The following is a 16,805-nucleotide window of genomic DNA, read 5'->3' as shown; positions in this document are numbered from 1 at the left end:
GTTGTGATCGAAAAATTGCGTAATATCGCCATCATCGCGCACGTAGACCATGGTAAAACCACCTTGGTAGACAAGCTGCTCCAACAATCCGGTACGTTCGACTCTCGTGCCGAAACCCAAGAGCGCGTGATGGACTCCAACGATTTGGAGAAAGAGCGTGGGATTACCATCCTCGCGAAAAACACCGCTATCAAATGGAATGATTACCGTATCAATATCGTTGATACCCCGGGGCACGCCGACTTCGGTGGTGAAGTTGAACGTGTAATGTCCATGGTAGACTCAGTGCTGCTGGTGGTTGACGCATTTGACGGCCCGATGCCGCAAACGCGCTTCGTAACCAAAAAAGCGTTTGCTTACGGCCTGAAGCCGATTGTTGTTATCAACAAAGTTGACCGTCCTGGTGCGCGTCCTGACTGGGTTGTGGATCAGGTATTCGACCTGTTCGTTAACCTTGACGCGACCGACGAGCAACTGGACTTCCCGATTGTTTACGCTTCTGCGCTGAATGGTATCGCGGGTCTGGACCACGAAGATATGGCGGAAGACATGACTCCGCTGTATCAGGCGATTGTTGACCATGTTCCTGCGCCGGACGTTGACCTTGACGGTCCGTTCCAGATGCAGATTTCTCAGCTCGATTACAACAGCTATGTTGGCGTTATCGGCATTGGCCGCATCAAGCGCGGTAAAGTGAAGCCGAACCAGCAAGTTACTATCATCGATAGCGAAGGCAAAACCCGCAACGCGAAAGTCGGTAAAGTGCTGGGCCACCTCGGTCTGGAACGTATCGAAACCGATCTGGCAGAGGCTGGCGATATCGTGGCGATCACGGGTCTTGGCGAACTGAACATTTCTGATACCGTTTGCGACACGCAAAACGTTGAAGCGCTGCCGGCACTCTCTGTTGATGAGCCGACCGTTTCTATGTTCTTCTGCGTTAACACCTCGCCGTTCTGCGGTAAAGAAGGTAAGTTCGTAACATCTCGTCAGATCCTGGATCGTCTGAACAAAGAACTGGTACACAACGTTGCGCTGCGCGTAGAAGAAACCGAAGACGCCGATGCGTTCCGCGTTTCTGGTCGTGGCGAACTGCACCTGTCTGTTCTTATCGAAAACATGCGTCGTGAAGGTTTCGAACTGGCGGTATCCCGTCCGAAAGTTATCTTCCGTGAAATCGACGGTCGTAAACAAGAGCCGTATGAAAACGTGACTCTGGACGTTGAAGAACAGCATCAGGGTTCTGTGATGCAGGCGCTGGGCGAACGTAAAGGCGACCTGAAAAACATGAATCCAGACGGTAAAGGCCGCGTACGTCTCGACTACGTGATCCCAAGCCGTGGTCTGATTGGCTTCCGTTCTGAGTTCATGACCATGACTTCCGGTACTGGTCTGCTGTACTCCACCTTCAGCCACTACGACGACGTGCGTCCGGGTGAAGTGGGTCAGCGTCAGAACGGCGTACTGATCTCTAACGGTCAGGGTAAAGCGGTCGCGTTCGCGCTGTTCGGTCTGCAGGATCGCGGTAAGCTGTTCCTCGGTCACGGTGCAGAAGTTTACGAAGGTCAGATTATCGGCATTCACAGCCGCTCTAACGACCTGACTGTAAACTGCCTGACCGGTAAGAAACTGACCAACATGCGTGCTTCCGGTACTGACGAAGCCGTTGTTCTGGTTCCACCTATCCGCATGACTCTGGAACAAGCTCTGGAGTTCATCGATGATGACGAACTGGTAGAAGTGACTCCGACCTCTATCCGTATTCGTAAACGTCACCTGACGGAAAACGATCGTCGTCGCGCCAACCGTGCGCCGAAAGACGATTAATTTCGCTTTTAGTCATAAAAAACCTGCCTGCGATGGCAGGTTTTTTTTGCCTGTCGTAAGTTCTCACCAGTGCGAGTATCTCCTTTGTAAGTCTGTGCTTACTGCAATAGAGAGCTTTGTCACAATTATCTGCAAAGTCATACGCCGTTAATTGCTTTCTTTTTTGGCGTAAGCGTAAGATGCCTCATCTGGTTTAAACCAAAAGGATTAAACAATGGCCGAGAATCAATCCACCGTAGAAAATGCAAAAGAGAAACTGGATCGGTGGTTGAAAGATGGCATCACCACGCCGGGTGGAAAACTCCCTTCAGAAAGAGAGCTGGGAGAGCTGCTGGGCATTAAACGTATGACGCTGCGCCAGGCGTTGCTGAACCTTGAGGCAGAATCCAAAATCTTCCGTAAGGATCGTAAAGGGTGGTTCGTGACTCAGCCGCGATTTAATTACAGTCCTGAGTTATCGGCGAGCTTTCAGCGGGCCGCAATTGAGCAAGGGCGGGAACCTTCCTGGGGCTTTACTGAGAAAATCTGTACCAGCGACATTCCCGAGACGCTCGCGCCACTGATTGCAGTGACGCCATCAACTGAACTCTATCGCATTACCGGCTGGGGGGCGCTGGAAGGACATAAAGTTTTCTATCACGAAACATATATTAATTCTGAAGTTGCTCCCGGTTTTATTGAGCAACTTGAAAACCACTCATTTTCTGCTGTCTGGGAAAAGTGCTACCAAAAAGAGACGGTAGTAAAAAAATTGATTTTCAAACCCGTCAGAATGCCGGGCGATATCAGCAAGTATCTTGGCGGTTCTGCGGGTATGCCTGCAATCTTAATTGAAAAGCATCGCGCTGATCAGCAAGGTAATATTGTCCAGATAGATATTGAATATTGGCGATTTGAGGCTGTAGACCTCATCATTAATCTGTAGGTGTTTTATGTTGACAACAAATAACGCAAGAAAGATTCTACAACGTGTCGATACTCTTCCTCTTTATTTACATGCCTATGCCTTTCATTTAAATATGCGGCTGGAAAGAGTATTGCCTGCTGATTTACTTGATATTGCGAGTGAAAATAATCTGCGAGGCGTCAAAATTAATGTTCTGGATGGCGAGCGTTTTTCTCTTGGTAATATGACCGATAAAGAACTCTCTGCCTTTGGCGATAAAGCCAGCCGTCTGAACCTTGATATTCATATTGAAACTAGCGCCTCAGATAAGGCATCTATTGACGAAGCCGTCGCCATCGCGTTGAAAACAGGGGCATCGTCCGTGCGTTTTTATCCGCGTTATGAAGGTAATTTGCGCGACGTATTATCGCTCATCGCTAAAGACATTACCTATGTACGGGAAACGTATCAGGACAGCGGCCTGACCTTTACGATCGAGCAGCATGAAGATTTAAAAAGCCATGAGCTGGTGTCGCTGGTCAAAGATAGTGGGATGGAGTCTCTTTCCTTACTGTTTGATTTTGCGAACATGATCAATGCAAATGAGCATCCCATAGACGCCTTAAAAACGATGGCACCGTATATCACCCAGGTCCATATCAAAGATGCCTTGATCGTTAAAGAACAAGGTGGCTTGGGTCATAAAGCCTGCATTTCAGGTCAGGGTGATATGCCGTTCAAAGCATTATTAACGCATCTTATCTGTCTGGGTGATGATGAACCGCAGGTGACGGCATATGGCCTGGAAGAAGAAGTTGATTATTATGCTCCGGCATTCCGTTTTGAAGACGAAGGTGATAATCCGTGGATCCCTTATCGCCAGATGAGTGAAACACCACTACCAGAAAATCATTTACTGGATGAGCGGTTACGTAAAGAAAAAGAAGATGCAATTAATCAGATAAATCATGTGCGTAACGTACTACAACAAATCAAACAAGAGGCAAGTCATCTTCTGAACAACTAATAAGTTATAACTCATCCGCTGTTAATAAAAACCATTCTATAAGAATGGACGGTATCTTATTGCCTTTGAAATAGTGATTTTAAAAATCGCTTAGGGGATGTTATGCTCACAAAAAAGAAATGGGCGTTATTTAGTCTATTAACACTGTGTGGCGGTACAATTTATAAATTGCCGTCTCTGAAAGATGCGTTTTATATCCCAATGCAGGAGTATTTCCATTTGACCAATGGTCAAATTGGTAATGCTATGTCGGTAAACTCATTTGTTACGACAGTGGGCTTTTTTCTGTCTATTTATTTTGCCGATAAACTACCGCGCAGATACACCATGTCATTCTCACTCATTGCGACGGGATTACTGGGTGTTTATCTGACTACAATGCCAGGTTATTGGGGCATCCTCTTTGTCTGGGCGCTATTTGGCGTTACTTGCGACATGATGAACTGGCCTGTCTTGCTCAAGTCGGTAAGTCGACTGGGCAATAGCGAACAACAAGGTCGTTTGTTTGGTTTCTTCGAAACAGGGCGTGGCATTGTCGATACCGTGGTGGCATTTTCTGCGCTGGCAGTGTTTACCTGGTTCGGCAGTGGCTTATTGGGCTTTAAAGCGGGCATCTGGTTCTATTCCCTCATTGTGATTGCCGTGGGCATTATCATTTTCTTTGTCCTGAATGACAAAGAAGAGGCACCGTCCGTGGAGGTGAAAAAAGAAGACGGAGCATCGCAAAACACCAGTATGACTTCGGTGCTGAAAGACAAAACCATCTGGCTTATCGCTTTCAACGTTTTCTTCGTCTACGCGGTGTATTGTGGCCTGACATTCTTCATTCCATTCCTGAAAAACATCTATCTGCTGCCCGTTGCGCTGGTGGGGGCTTACGGCATCATTAACCAATACTGCCTCAAAATGATCGGTGGACCTATTGGTGGCATGATTTCAGATAAAATCCTGAAATCACCAAGTAAATATCTGTGCTACACCTTTATTATCAGCACCGCGGCACTCGTACTGTTGATTATGCTGCCGCACGAAAGCATGCCGGTCTATTTAGGGATGGCATGTACGTTGGGCTTTGGCGCAATTGTCTTTACGCAGCGAGCGGTATTCTTTGCGCCTATTGGCGAAGCGAAAATTGCTGAAAATAAAACAGGTGCGGCAATGGCGCTGGGTAGCTTTATCGGTTACGCTCCGGCGATGTTCTGCTTCAGCCTATACGGCTACATTCTGGATTTAAACCCAGGGATTATTGGCTATAAAATCGTGTTTGGCATTATGGCCTGCTTCGCATTCTGCGGTGCGGTGGTTTCTGTAATGCTGGTTAAGCGTATTAGCCAACGTAAGAAAGAGATGCTGGAGGCTGAATCTTAATTAATGGCCGGATGTGCTTAATCCGGCCAACGAAAACCGTATCAACCGTCGCATTCGGCAAAACAAAATCCGCTGAAATCTCCAGCGGATTTTTCGAAATTTCAATTTCCGGAAATTTCTTGCTCGGCAACCACCAGTTCAACATTCTCTTCACTTAACAACTGGCAGAAAGAATTGGGAGGGGGAGCATCAGTAAAAAAAGCCCTGACATTCCGTGCATTGCCAATTGAAACCGCAGCCGAAGCGGCAAACTTAGTATGATCTGCCACTAGCAATGTATTCCGCGCATGTTTAATCATCGTTCTCGCGACTAACGCTTCATTGACATCAAATTCCAGCAGGGTGCCGTCATGCTCAATGGCACCAATACTGGTGATTAAATAGTCTGCGCGGAAACCTTCAATAAAATCCACGGCTCCAGGGCCGATGATCCCGCCGTTATGGGCGCGTAAAGTACCTCCCGGCACCATCACTTCAATATCCTGATTCTTATAAAGAATCTGTGCCACACGCAAGCTGTTAGTGATAATGCGTAAATCACGCCTGTTGAGTAATGCCCTGGCAACGGCTTCTACGGTTGTTCCAATGGTGATAAAAATGGTACAGCGTTCGGGAAGGTAATCAGCGACCGCCTCAGCGATCGCTCGTTTCTCGGAGGTAAGCGAAAGTTCCCGCTGCTCAAAAGCGGTATTCATGACGCTGGAGACACGCCCGGCCCCTCCATGATGACGGGTGATCAACCCCTGCTCACTTAGTTTTCGGATATCCCGGCGCACGGTTTGCGTTGAAACATCCAGCAGTTGTGCCAGTTCTTCAATATTCATATAACCGCGTTCTGCGATTAGATGAACGAGTTGGTCATGGCGTGGATTACCTGTCACTTCGATGATACTCATGAATACTCCCTTGCCCCTCCTCGATAGATGTTTACCATTTTACGCATAAAGTGACAAAAATGATTCGGTTTGCTCACGATTAGGAATGCCAGCCCGACCGCCTGGCTGGGTACATTTCATCGCGGCAACCGCACTGGCAAAACGAATAGCCTCTTTTGTTGGCATTTTTTCTGCCAATGCTACCGCGAGCGCACCGTGAAAAACATCGCCTGCTCCAGTCGTATCAACCACATTGACAGAAAATGCATCCTGTTGACACAAATGATTATCTTCAATCCACAATGAACCTTCAGAACCCAGCGTGACATACACTTTACCCGCAGTTTGTGTCGTTGCCCGATACAAGCCTTCCTCAGGTGACTGAAGGCCAGTCATGCGTTTCAGCCCTGGCGTTGAGAACACGGCGTGATCGGCAAGCGCGACAAGTGGAGAAATATCCTGCGGTGTCATATCGGCGTCTAAAAGCGTTGTCACACCCGCAAGGCGCGCTTGCGAGAATGCTTTTTCGGTGCCGCTATGCCAGCGAACATCGGCCAGGACCAGATCATAAAGAGAGAAATCGATCGCTTCTAACCATTCAGCATCATTACCGAGATCGGGACTTGGATAATTAACGATAATCCTTTCTCCATGTTGATCAACGAGGATCGCTGATTGCGACGAACGGGCGTTCGGATATCGGCGGCAAAATGCCGTATTGACGCCCCAACTCTCAAGTTCTGCAAATAAGGTATTTCCGCAACTGTCATCGCCGACGCGACCGATGAAATCAACCTCTACGCCAAGTTTTGCGATTGCAACAGCGGCTGTTGCTGCTGGGCCACCACCAATCTCAAGATAATGATTTGCCTGATATTTCCCGCCGCCCTCAGGCAGAGTGGGCAAAGAATAAATCCTGTCCTGAACAGTGATACCTACACATGCAATTCTGGTCATATTTGTCTTGTCCTGTTTAATTTTGTCGTCTCTGGTCAATTTAAATGACACAAATGATCAAATTAGTGATGCGTGTCGTGTTTTTGAACATAAATTACAAATATGCTCAAAAACAGACGAAAACGAATTTTAAATTGTCATTATTTTGTCAATGTCAGACAGGAGAGTATTCATGGCAACCATTGCATTTCTCGGGCTAGGGCAGATGGGTAGCCCAATGGCTAACAATCTATTGCAAAAAGGGCATTCATTGCAGGTATTTGATGTCAATGCACAGGCCGTCGATGCGCTAGTCACGCAGGGGGCTACTGCGGCACAAACCCCAGCGGAAGCGGCAGCAGGCGCTGAATTTATCATCACAATGCTTCCCAATGGTGACATTGTTCGGCAAGTGTTGTTAGGGGAAAAAGGTGTCTGTGAAACCGTATCATCTGATGCGTTATTGATTGATATGTCTACCATTCATCCCTTACAGACCGATGCATTAATACGGGAATTACAAGAAAAAAGCATCAGCATGATGGACGCCCCCGTGGGCAGAACGTCCGTGAATGCGATTGATGGCACATTGCTGATTTTAGCGGGTGGCACCGATGAGCAGATTGCGCGTGCACGCCCGATTCTCATGTGCATGGGTAATGAGCTGGTCGAGGCTGGTGGCCCAGGAATGGGGATCCGCGTGAAGCTAATTAACAATTATATGAGCATTGCGCTTAATGCGCTGTCCTCCGAAGCCGCTGTGTTATGTGAGTCACTGGGATTAAATCTTGATATCGCGATCAAGGTGATGAGTGGTACGGCAGCAGGGAAAGGACATTTTACGACCACCTGGCCAGGCAAAGTGCTGAAAGGAGATCTTTCACCCGCCTTCATGGTGGATCTGGCGTTGAAAGATCTGCGTATTGCAGTTGATGTCGCTCGGGAGACGGGGGCGCCACTCAATATGGGGATTGCAGCAGAAAGTTATTACGCCGCAGCAAGTCAGGACGGCAAAGGGCGGCAGGACTGGAGCGCCCTGCTAAATCAGGTTCGCCAGCAGGCTGGTCTTTAATTTTATCTATTAACAGGAGTTTCTATGTCATCCCATTTCACCCCATTTACGCTGAAAGATATCTCCCGCCCAGGTGGTGGATTTGCCATGTTAGCTGTCGATCAGCGTGAAGCCATGCGCCTGATGTTTGCGGCAGCAGGGCAGCCAAAACCTATCGCCGATGGTGTACTCACCGATTTTAAAGTTGCCGCGACCCGAATCCTTTCTCCTTATGCTTCTGCCGTTCTGGCGGATAAACAATTTTGTCTTGAGCAAATAGTCGAACAGGGCGCTGTTGCTAATTCTTGCGGCCTGATTGTTGCTGCCGATCTTTTTATCCCAGGTAATGGCATCCCGGTTGATAGCGTTGAAATAGATATGTCCGTCGACCCGCATAAAGCCCGTGAAATGGGGGCTAAGGCGATGAAATTACTTGTGCTCTGGCGTGAAGATGAACCCGCAGAGGAGCGTCTGGCAATGGTTGATAAATTTGTTCGTCGCTGCCGTAGTGCCGGGCTGGTTAGCATTATTGAACCTGTGGTGCGTCCACCTCGTCGCGGTTGGGACTTTGATCGTGAAAACGCCATTGTTGCCGCCGCCGCAGAGCTTGGTGGCACTGAGGCAGATCTCTATAAAGCCGAGATGCCATTAGGGGGCAAAGGTGATGAAAAAACCTTACTGGCCGCCTGCCAGAAACTTAACGATCAGATGAAGATGCCGTGGGTAATTCTTTCTTCTGGCGTCGATGCCGATATTTTTGGGCGCGCAGTAAGTATTGCCATGAAAGGTGGCGCGTCGGGTTTCCTGGCAGGACGAGCGGTTTGGGCGTCGGTTGTTGGTGCACAAGATCCACAAACTATGCTGCGCGATGTCTCTGTTCCTCGCTTACAACGATTGGCTGAAATTGTCGATGAAGGTATCGCGCAACGCTAATCCCTATGGATAACGATTCTGGAGAATAATGATGGATAAAATTACCCAGGTTTTATTTTCAGATATTGGGAAAGTTACCACTCAATATGTTGAAGTACCACACCAAGAACTTAAACCGCACGAAGTACGGATTGCGCCCGTGTTCTACGGAATATGTGGTTCGGATCTGCATGTTCTGAAAGGCGGTCATCCGTTTGCCAAACCACCAGTTGTTCCCGGTCATGAAATTGCTGCGCGTGTGACGGAAGTGGGTAGCGATGTCAAACATGTGCAGCCAGGCGATCATGTGGTTGTCGATCCCATCATGGCTTGCATGGAATGCCGAGCCTGCAAAGCAGGGCGTTTTAATCTTTGTGAGCCACCGCAGGTTGCTGGTTTTCGTGCGCCGGGCTTTGCTCGCTCACAGCACATCGTTCCTGCGCGTAATTGCCATGTCGCGCCAGCCTCTTTACCGCTAAAAGTGTTGGCGTTTGCCGAACCGGCGGCTTGTGCTCGTCACTGTGTTAACCGGATGCCAAAGACTTCTCTGGAGAGCGTATTAGTCATTGGTGCTGGAACAATTGGATTATCCATTGTGCAGGCACTGCGCATTATGGGAGCAGGAAAGATCACCGTGATTGAACCTGACGCGGCCAAACGCGCACTGGCGTTAAAGCTAGGGGCTGCAGAGGTGTGGGCACCATGGGAACTGGCCGCAGATGTGCGATTTACGGGGGTGATCGATGTCGTTGCCGCGCAGGCCACGCTTAACGATGCCTGTACCCGCGTGTATGCCGGTGGCACAGTCGTGTGCATGGGCGTGCCAAGTGGGCCACGTGAAATACCACTACCGATGATGCAACGTTTCGAGCGTGACTTGCTCAACTCTGGCATGTACATCCCTGAAGATTTCGATGCCGTTATCGAATGGCTGGCAGATGGGCGGTTTGATACCAGTGAACTGGTTACCGATTTATTTGCCATTGAAGATGCCGCGGCGGCATTCGAACGCGCACAGCAAAATGATTCCATAAAAGTCATGCTGCAATTTGCGTTGGAATGATTATCTAAATCTCTGTCTGGCGCTGCGCCATGTCAGCGCCACCCTACAACAATTAAAAAGGACACTGCGATGAGTCAAATCACCAGTCCTGCAACTTATTCAATTAGTCGGCCACAAGACGTAATTGATATTGTTAATAAAAACTCTGCAATCAACACCAGTATCGGCGTTATTTTTATCGCACTGGGCGGCATACTTATTGATGCCTACCAGGCAGCGATGGTGGGGTTTGGCAATAAATACATTGCCGCTCAATTTGGCATTTCTCCGGGCCTTGCCGCAACTGTCAACGCTTCAGTATTAATCGCCGCGTTAATAGGCGGTTTATTAGCAAATCGAGTCATTAACCGCTTTGGGCAAAAACGAGCATTCATTATTGGTATGGGGTTATGCACCCTCGGTGCCGCTGCGGTAGCTATTGCGCCCAGTATCTGGTGGGTGCTGGTGTGCCGTGTCATCATGGGCTTTGGCTTAGGCATCGACTTCCCTTTGGCAACTAATGCTGTGGCAGAACTTCGCGGCTCGACCTCAAAGAAAACCGGAACGTCTGTCAACCTCTGGCAAATGGCCTGGTATGTTTCGACCACCGTTGTTTATCTGGTGCTTTTACCACTGCTTCTGTCAGGTATCGCGGAAGAACAGTTGTGGCGTTACGGAATATTCATCGGGGCTATTTTCGCAGTCATCTTCATGATTTTGCGTTATGTTTTTATCGGTGAATCAGCGATGTGGGCCGCACGTGTGGGGCGTTACCAGGAAGCATGCGACATCCTGGGAAAACGTTATGGCGTTCAGGCTCGCGTTGCGGCATCGGGTACAGCAGAAGCGAAATTCTCGGAAAAAGCAGAGAATAAATACCGTGGTGGATATGGCATCTTATTTAATGATCGTTACCGCAAACGCACCATCCTTGGTTGTGTCGTGGCAACCATGCAGGCGTGGCAATATAACGCTGTAGGTGTTTATCTTCCTCTTACGTTGGCGGGAATAATAAGCGGTGGGCTTACTGGCGCGTTGACAGGTTCTGCTGTCGTGAATGCCCTTTGTGGGGTGACTGGTGGGATGATCGGCTCGTTTATTCTCCAGCGACTGGGTACTCGCCGACAGTCGATGTATGGATTTGCCGTTGTGACCTTAGCATTGCTGTCGTTAGGTGTGCTGGCAACGACTAATCCCTGGTTGTCTTTAGGGTTATTGGGTTCAATTATTTTCTTCCATTCAGCGGGGCCTGGTGGGCTAGGTATGACCATTGCCACACTCTCTTATCCTCCTGCTATTCGTCCTACAGGGGTCGGATTTGCCCGCGCTATTATGCGTACAGGTGCTATTGCCGGGCTTATTTTCTGGCCGATGCTGTGGGGAGCATTGAAAACCGAGGCGTTTTACTGGTTGGCAATTGTGCCATTCCTTGGATTCCTGACCTGTGTATTGATTAATTGGGAACCTTTGGGTGCAAATGTTGATGCTGAGGACGCAGAGGTTCTGGCTGAATTGAAGAAATAATTTCATGCGCATCGGCTTAAACCGATGCGCATGAATTCAAACAGCCCACGTTTAGTGGTTTGTGTCCCAGATTTCTCGCCTACCAGGAGAGGACAATTATGTCTGAAAAGTTACCCGCACCGCGTGAAGGACTTTCCGGTAAAGCCATGAGACGTGTCGTTATGGGCAGTTTCGCAGGCGCGTTAATGGAATGGTATGACTTTTTTATTTTTGGCACGGCAGCAGGACTGGTATTTGCACCGCTGTTTTATCCAGACAGCGATCCTTTTATAGGTCTTATAGCCTCCTTTGCGACATTTGGCGTTGGTTTTTTGACTCGTCCTTTAGGTGGCATCATCTTTGGTCATTTTGGCGATAAAATCGGGCGAAAAATAACACTTATCTGGACGCTGGCTATTGTCGGTTGCTCTACATTTTTGATTGGCTTTATTCCGACGTATCAGGAAATTGGAATTTGGGCACCGCTCATATTAATGGTGCTGCGTTTAATTCAGGGATTTGGTCTTGGTGGCGAATATGGTGGAGCAGCTTTGATGACCATTGAATCAGCGCCCGAATCCCGACGCGGATTTTTAGGTTCACTCCCGCAAACGGCTGCGTCTGTGGGGATTATGCTGGCAACGGGGATTTTTGCGCTCTGTAACCATTTTCTTACTTCGGAGCAGTTTCTCTCCTGGGGATGGCGCATTCCGTTCTGGCTCTCTGCGGTGATGTTGATCGTTGGACTGTTTATCCGCCTACATACCGAAGAAACACTGGATTTTCAAAAGCAAAAAACGACGAATAATAAAGAAAAATCCGTTCCTCCGCTGATTGAATTATTTAAAAAACATCCGCGAAATATTTTATTGGCACTGGGCGCAAGGCTGGCAGAAAGTGTCTCCTCTAATATTATTAACGCCTTTGGTATTGTCTATATTTCCAGCCAATTAGCATTGTCGCGAAATGTTCCCCTGACGGGTATGTTGATTGCCTCGGCGATCGGTATTTTCAGTTGCCCGTTGGTCGGGTGGTTATCAGATCGTATAGGTCAAAAATGTCTGTATTTATCGGGAGCGGGTTTTTGTGTCCTGTTCGCGTTTCCTTTCTTTTTATTACTGGATAGCAAAAGTACGCTCATCATCTGGTGCAGTATGATCCTCGGCTATAACTTAGGTCCGACGATGATGTTTGCTGTGCAGCCGACACTTTTCACTCGCATGTTTGGTACTACAGTCCGATATACCGGTCTTTCTTTTGCCTATCAATTTTCCGCGATTCTTGGTGGACTAAGCCCACTTATTGCCTCAAGTTTGCTGGCGCTGGGTGGTGGAAAACCGTGGTATGTCGCTCTGTTTTTATTTGCTGTCTCAGTTCTTTCCTTTGTTTGCGTCTGGCTGATTAAGCCGACCGATGAACAAGAAACCGCTTCTTACCGCTACATCAGGGAACAATCTCATGAAAACTGAACGGAATAACGAGCATTACCTGGCGCTACAACAGGCGTTTGACGCGCCATGGCCTGGGCCTGTAGGAGAGTTAGTGACGCTGGAAAAAGGCAATATTCGCCTCCAGGTTTATCCGCATGATGGCGCAAGGATCACCTCGTTACGGGCATTTGGTTCTGAAGTATTACGCCAATGGCAGCCACAACGCAGGGCTTTCCAGTACGGCTGTTTCCCCATGGTACCGTGGGCAGGGCGACTAGGAAATGCGACGCTGAATGCTGGTGGGCAATGTTATTCTTTACCCGCCAATAAACCACCACATGCATTGCATGGTATGGCTTGTTACTCAACGTGGGAAATCATCGACAAAACAAAAGATTCCCTGACTTTACGTATGCCCCTGGCTTCACCGTGGCCCTGGCAAGGGGAAGTGATTCAGACTTTTTTGTTAGAGAACGATGCGCTGGTTTTGCAACTGGAAATCCATTCACATGCCGATATATTCCCGGCTTCTGCGGGTTGGCACCCCTGGTTTGCGAAACAGTTGGAACCGCAAGGTACAGAGTCGTTGCAGGTACTTTTTGATGCGGACTGGCAAGAAGAACCGGGCAGTGATGAACTGCCCACAGGAAATCACATCCTACCTCAACCAGGTCCCTGGGATGACTGTTTTGGCTTTTATGATGGGGTGAAGGTTAAGTTACTGTGGCCGGGTAAACTCGCGATGACCATGACCTCTTCTGCAAGCAGTCTGGTGGTATTTGATAAACAGCCTGATGCAACCTGTGTTAACCCACTTACTCAGGCACCTAACGCAATAAATCTAACACCGGAATTTGTGACACCAGATAAGCCGCTGGTCATCGAAACTCGTTGGCAATTTACACCTGAATCTTAACCATTCATCTATTGCGAAAAAGCCAGTGAAAGTACTCTGCTTTTTCGCAATCAGCATCACAAGATTACCCTTATTGCCACATAGCCAAACCTATCCTTTCCCGCTACAGTTAATTTCTTGTGGTTTGAAAGGAGGCAAAAATGCTCTATATCTTTGATTTAGGTAATGTGATTGTCGATATCGACTTTAACCGTGTGCTGGGAGCCTGGAGCGATTTAACGCGCATTCCGCTGGCATCGCTTAAGAAGAGTTTCCACATGGGGGGGGCGTTTCATCAACATGAGCGTGGAGAAATTAGCGACGAAGCGTTCGCAGAGGCGCTGTGTCATGAGATGGCTCTACCGCTAAGCTACGAGCAGTTCTCTCACGGCTGGCAGGCGGTGTTTGTCGCGCTGCGCCCGGAAGTGATCGACATCATGCATAAACTGCGTGAGCAGGGGCATCGCGTGGTGGTGCTTTCCAATACCAACCGCTTGCATACCACCTTCTGGCCGGAAGAATACCCGGAAATCCGTGATGCTGTTGACCATATCTATCTGTCGCAAGATCTGGGTATGCGCAAACCTGAAGCTCGAATTTACCAGCATGTTTTGCAGGCAGAAGGTTTTTCACCCAGCGATACGGTCTTTTTCGACGATAACGCCGATAATATAGAAGGAGCTAATCAGCTAGGCATTACCAGTATTCTGGTGAAAGATAAAACCACCATCCCGGACTATTTCGCGAAGGTGTTATGCTAAAAACCATTCAGGACAAAGCCAGGCACCGTACCCGTCCATTATGGGCCTGGCTAAAACTACTCTGGCAACGCATTGATGAGGACAATATGACAACTCTGGCAGGTAATCTTGCCTATGTGTCGTTGCTTTCATTAGTGCCGCTGGTTGCCGTTGTTTTTGCGCTTTTCGCCGCTTTTCCCATGTTTTCCGACGTCAGCATTCAGTTGCGTCACTTTATTTTTGCCAACTTTCTGCCTGCTACTGGCGATGTTATTCAGCGATATATCGAACAATTTGTTGCCAATTCCAACAAGATGACCGCCGTTGGGGCGTGTGGGCTGATCGTCACAGCGTTATTGCTGATGTACTCCATCGATAGCGCGTTGAATACCATCTGGCGCAGTAAACGAGCGCGACCAAAAATTTACTCATTTGCCGTGTACTGGATGATTTTAACGCTGGGGCCGCTGCTGGCAGGGGCCAGTCTGGCAATCAGTTCCTATCTGCTCTCCCTGCGCTGGGCGAGCGATCTCAATACCGTTATCGACAATGTGCTGCGTATTTTTCCGCTGCTGTTGTCGTGGCTCTCCTTCTGGCTGCTGTACAGCATCGTTCCAACTATCCGCGTCCCTAACCGCGACGCGATTGTTGGTGCGTTTGTCGCCGCAATCCTGTTCGAAGCAGGAAAGAAAGGTTTCGCGCTTTATATCACCATGTTTCCGTCATATCAGCTCATTTACGGCGTGTTGGCGGTGATCCCCATTCTCTTTGTCTGGGTCTACTGGACATGGTGTATCGTCTTGCTTGGCGCAGAAATTACTGTCACTCTCGGGGAATACCGCAAACTAAAACAAGCAGTTGAACAAGAAGAAGACGACGAACCATGATTGCATTAATTCAACGCGTAACCCGTGCCAGCGTCACCGTGGAGGGAGAAGTGACGGGCGAAATTGGCGCGGGACTTTTGGTGTTATTGGGTGTCGAAAAGGATGACGACGAACAGAAAGCAAACCGTCTGTGCGAGCGTGTGCTCGGCTATCGCATCTTCAGCGATGCCGAAGGCAAGATGAATCTCAACGTGCAACAGGCGGGCGGCAGTGTGCTGGTGGTTTCCCAGTTTACCCTTGCCGCAGATACCGAACGGGGGATGCGCCCAAGTTTTTCCAAAGGTGCATCACCGGATCGTGCAGAGGCGTTATATAACTATTTCGTCGAACGCTGCCGTCAGCAAGAGATGAACACGCAAACAGGACGCTTCGCTGCGGATATGCAGGTATCGCTGGTCAATGATGGCCCCGTGACATTCTGGTTGCAGGTATGAGCCAGCTTCCAGGGGTGTCACGGGAAACAAGAGAGAGTATCGCTATGTATCACCTTCGGGTTCCACAAACAGAAGAAGAATTAGAGCGTTACTATCAGTTTCGCTGGGAAATGTTGCGTAAGCCTCTGCATCAACCAAAAGGTTCTGAACGCGACGCGTGGGATGCGATGGCGCATCACCAGATGGTCGTTGATGAGCAGGGGAATCTGGTGGCGGTAGGGCGGCTGTATATTAATGCCGATAATGAAGCGTCCATCCGTTTTATGGCCGTTCATCCCGATGTGCAGGACAAAGGGTTAGGAACGCTGATGGCGATGACCCTGGAATCGGTGGCGCGTCAGGAAGGCGTTAAGCGCGTGACCTGTAGCGCCCGCGAAGACGCGGTGGAGTTTTTTGCCAAGCTGGGGTTTGTTAATCAGGGAGAAATCACCACACCAACCACCACGCCGATTCGCCATTTTTTGATGATTAAGCCTGTCGCCACTCTGGATGATATTTTGCATCGCGGCGACTGGTGCGCACAGCTACAACAGGCGTGGTATGAACATATCCCGTTAAGCGAAAAAATGGGTGTGCGCATTCAGCAATATACCGGGCAAAAATTTATCACCACCATGCCGGAAACCGGCAATCAGAATCCGCACCATACGTTGTTTGCCGGGAGTTTATTCTCTCTGGCAACGCTCACCGGTTGGGGGCTTATCTGGCTGATGCTGCGTGAACGCCATCTCGGTGGAACGATTATTCTTGCCGATGCGCATATTCGTTACAGTAAGCCGATTAGTGGCAAACCGCAGGCGGTAGCCGACCTCGGTGCCTTAAGCGGCGATCTTGACCGTCTGGCGCGCGGACGAAAAGCGCGGGTGCAGATGCAGGTCGAAATCTTTGGCGACGAGACGCCGGGTGCGGTGTTTGAAGGCACGTATATCGTTCTGCCCGCGAAGCCATTCGGGCCGCTGGAAGAAGGCGGGAATGAGGAGGAGTAGGGCAGA

General features: G+C 49.0%; 16 protein-coding genes. 14 read left to right on the top strand and 2 right to left on the bottom strand.

The annotated features are described in order from the left end of the window. The first annotated feature begins 3 nt into the window (after positions 1–3). From typA to A7090_RS16525, 4 genes are all read left to right on the top strand, one after another. On the top strand, positions 4–1,827 hold the full coding sequence (gene typA / locus A7090_RS16540) for a ribosome-dependent GTPase TypA (RefSeq protein WP_000570668.1): 1,824 nt from the start codon (positions 4–6) through the stop codon (positions 1,825–1,827). A gap of 214 nt (positions 1,828–2,041) precedes the next feature. Beyond that, positions 2,042–2,752, top strand: a complete 711-nt coding sequence (locus tag A7090_RS16535) for a GntR family transcriptional regulator (protein ID WP_105274847.1) — start codon at positions 2,042–2,044, stop codon at positions 2,750–2,752. A gap of 7 nt (positions 2,753–2,759) precedes the next feature. Beyond that, positions 2,760–3,740 (top strand): sugar phosphate isomerase/epimerase family protein, encoded by a 981-nt coding sequence (locus tag A7090_RS16530; RefSeq protein ID WP_105274846.1) that lies wholly within the window; start codon positions 2,760–2,762, stop codon positions 3,738–3,740. A 102-nt stretch (positions 3,741–3,842) separates the two neighbouring features. After that, complete coding sequence (locus A7090_RS16525) at positions 3,843–5,108, top strand: MFS transporter (protein WP_105274845.1); 1,266 nt, start codon at positions 3,843–3,845, stop codon at positions 5,106–5,108. A 101-nt stretch (positions 5,109–5,209) separates the two neighbouring features. Here the strand turns inward: A7090_RS16525 and A7090_RS16520 are convergent, their stop codons facing one another. Both A7090_RS16520 and A7090_RS16515 read right to left on the bottom strand, forming a co-directional pair. Next, positions 5,210–6,004, bottom strand: a complete 795-nt coding sequence (locus A7090_RS16520; RefSeq protein WP_105274844.1) for a DeoR/GlpR family DNA-binding transcription regulator — start codon at positions 6,002–6,004, stop codon at positions 5,210–5,212. 39 nt (positions 6,005–6,043) lie between these two features. After that, a complete protein-coding gene (locus A7090_RS16515) occupies positions 6,044–6,940 on the bottom strand; it encodes a sugar kinase (protein ID WP_105274843.1) in 897 nt (298 codons plus the stop codon). A gap of 172 nt (positions 6,941–7,112) precedes the next feature. Here A7090_RS16515 and yihU point away from each other — a divergent pair, with 172 nt between their 5' ends. From yihU to fabY, 10 genes are all read left to right on the top strand, one after another. Continuing rightward, a complete protein-coding gene (yihU, locus tag A7090_RS16510; protein WP_105274842.1) occupies positions 7,113–7,991 on the top strand; it encodes a sulfolactaldehyde 3-reductase in 879 nt (292 codons plus the stop codon). Positions 7,992–8,015: 24 nt separating this feature from the next. Next, complete coding sequence (locus tag A7090_RS16505) at positions 8,016–8,903, top strand: aldolase (RefSeq protein ID WP_105274841.1); 888 nt, start codon at positions 8,016–8,018, stop codon at positions 8,901–8,903. Positions 8,904–8,934: 31 nt separating this feature from the next. Further along, complete coding sequence (locus A7090_RS16500; RefSeq protein ID WP_105274840.1) at positions 8,935–9,945, top strand: zinc-dependent alcohol dehydrogenase; 1,011 nt, start codon at positions 8,935–8,937, stop codon at positions 9,943–9,945. 69 nt (positions 9,946–10,014) lie between these two features. Then, entirely contained in the window at positions 10,015–11,448 is a 1,434-nt protein-coding gene (locus A7090_RS16495) for an MFS transporter (protein ID WP_105274839.1), read from the top strand. 98 nt (positions 11,449–11,546) lie between these two features. Continuing rightward, entirely contained in the window at positions 11,547–12,896 is a 1,350-nt protein-coding gene (locus tag A7090_RS16490; RefSeq protein ID WP_105274838.1) for an MFS transporter, read from the top strand. Beyond that, the gene (locus A7090_RS16485; RefSeq protein ID WP_105274837.1) at positions 12,886–13,773 is read left to right on the top strand and encodes an aldose 1-epimerase; all 888 of its coding nucleotides are present in this window, start codon (positions 12,886–12,888) and stop codon (positions 13,771–13,773) included. The genes A7090_RS16490 and A7090_RS16485 overlap by 11 nt, the downstream gene beginning before the upstream one ends. A 140-nt stretch (positions 13,774–13,913) precedes the next feature. Then, the gene (yihX, locus tag A7090_RS16480) at positions 13,914–14,513 is read left to right on the top strand and encodes a glucose-1-phosphatase (protein ID WP_105274836.1); all 600 of its coding nucleotides are present in this window, start codon (positions 13,914–13,916) and stop codon (positions 14,511–14,513) included. Further along, positions 14,507–15,379, top strand: a complete 873-nt coding sequence (locus tag A7090_RS16475) for a virulence factor BrkB family protein (protein WP_105274835.1) — start codon at positions 14,507–14,509, stop codon at positions 15,377–15,379. Before yihX ends, A7090_RS16475 begins: the two co-directional genes overlap by 7 nt. Next, positions 15,376–15,813, top strand: coding sequence for a D-aminoacyl-tRNA deacylase (gene dtd / locus A7090_RS16470; protein ID WP_105274834.1), 438 nt, complete (start codon positions 15,376–15,378; stop codon positions 15,811–15,813). The genes A7090_RS16475 and dtd overlap by 4 nt, the downstream gene beginning before the upstream one ends. Positions 15,814–15,857: 44 nt before the next feature. After that, positions 15,858–16,799 (top strand): fatty acid biosynthesis protein FabY, encoded by a 942-nt coding sequence (fabY, locus tag A7090_RS16465; protein WP_157941471.1) that lies wholly within the window; start codon positions 15,858–15,860, stop codon positions 16,797–16,799. The last annotated feature ends 6 nt before the right edge of the window (positions 16,800–16,805 follow it).

Origin of the sequence: Escherichia sp. MOD1-EC7003, from assembly GCF_002965065.1 — a bacterium.
Taxonomy (GTDB): domain Bacteria; phylum Pseudomonadota; class Gammaproteobacteria; order Enterobacterales; family Enterobacteriaceae; genus Escherichia.
This window is presented reverse-complemented; position numbering and strand designations above follow the sequence as displayed.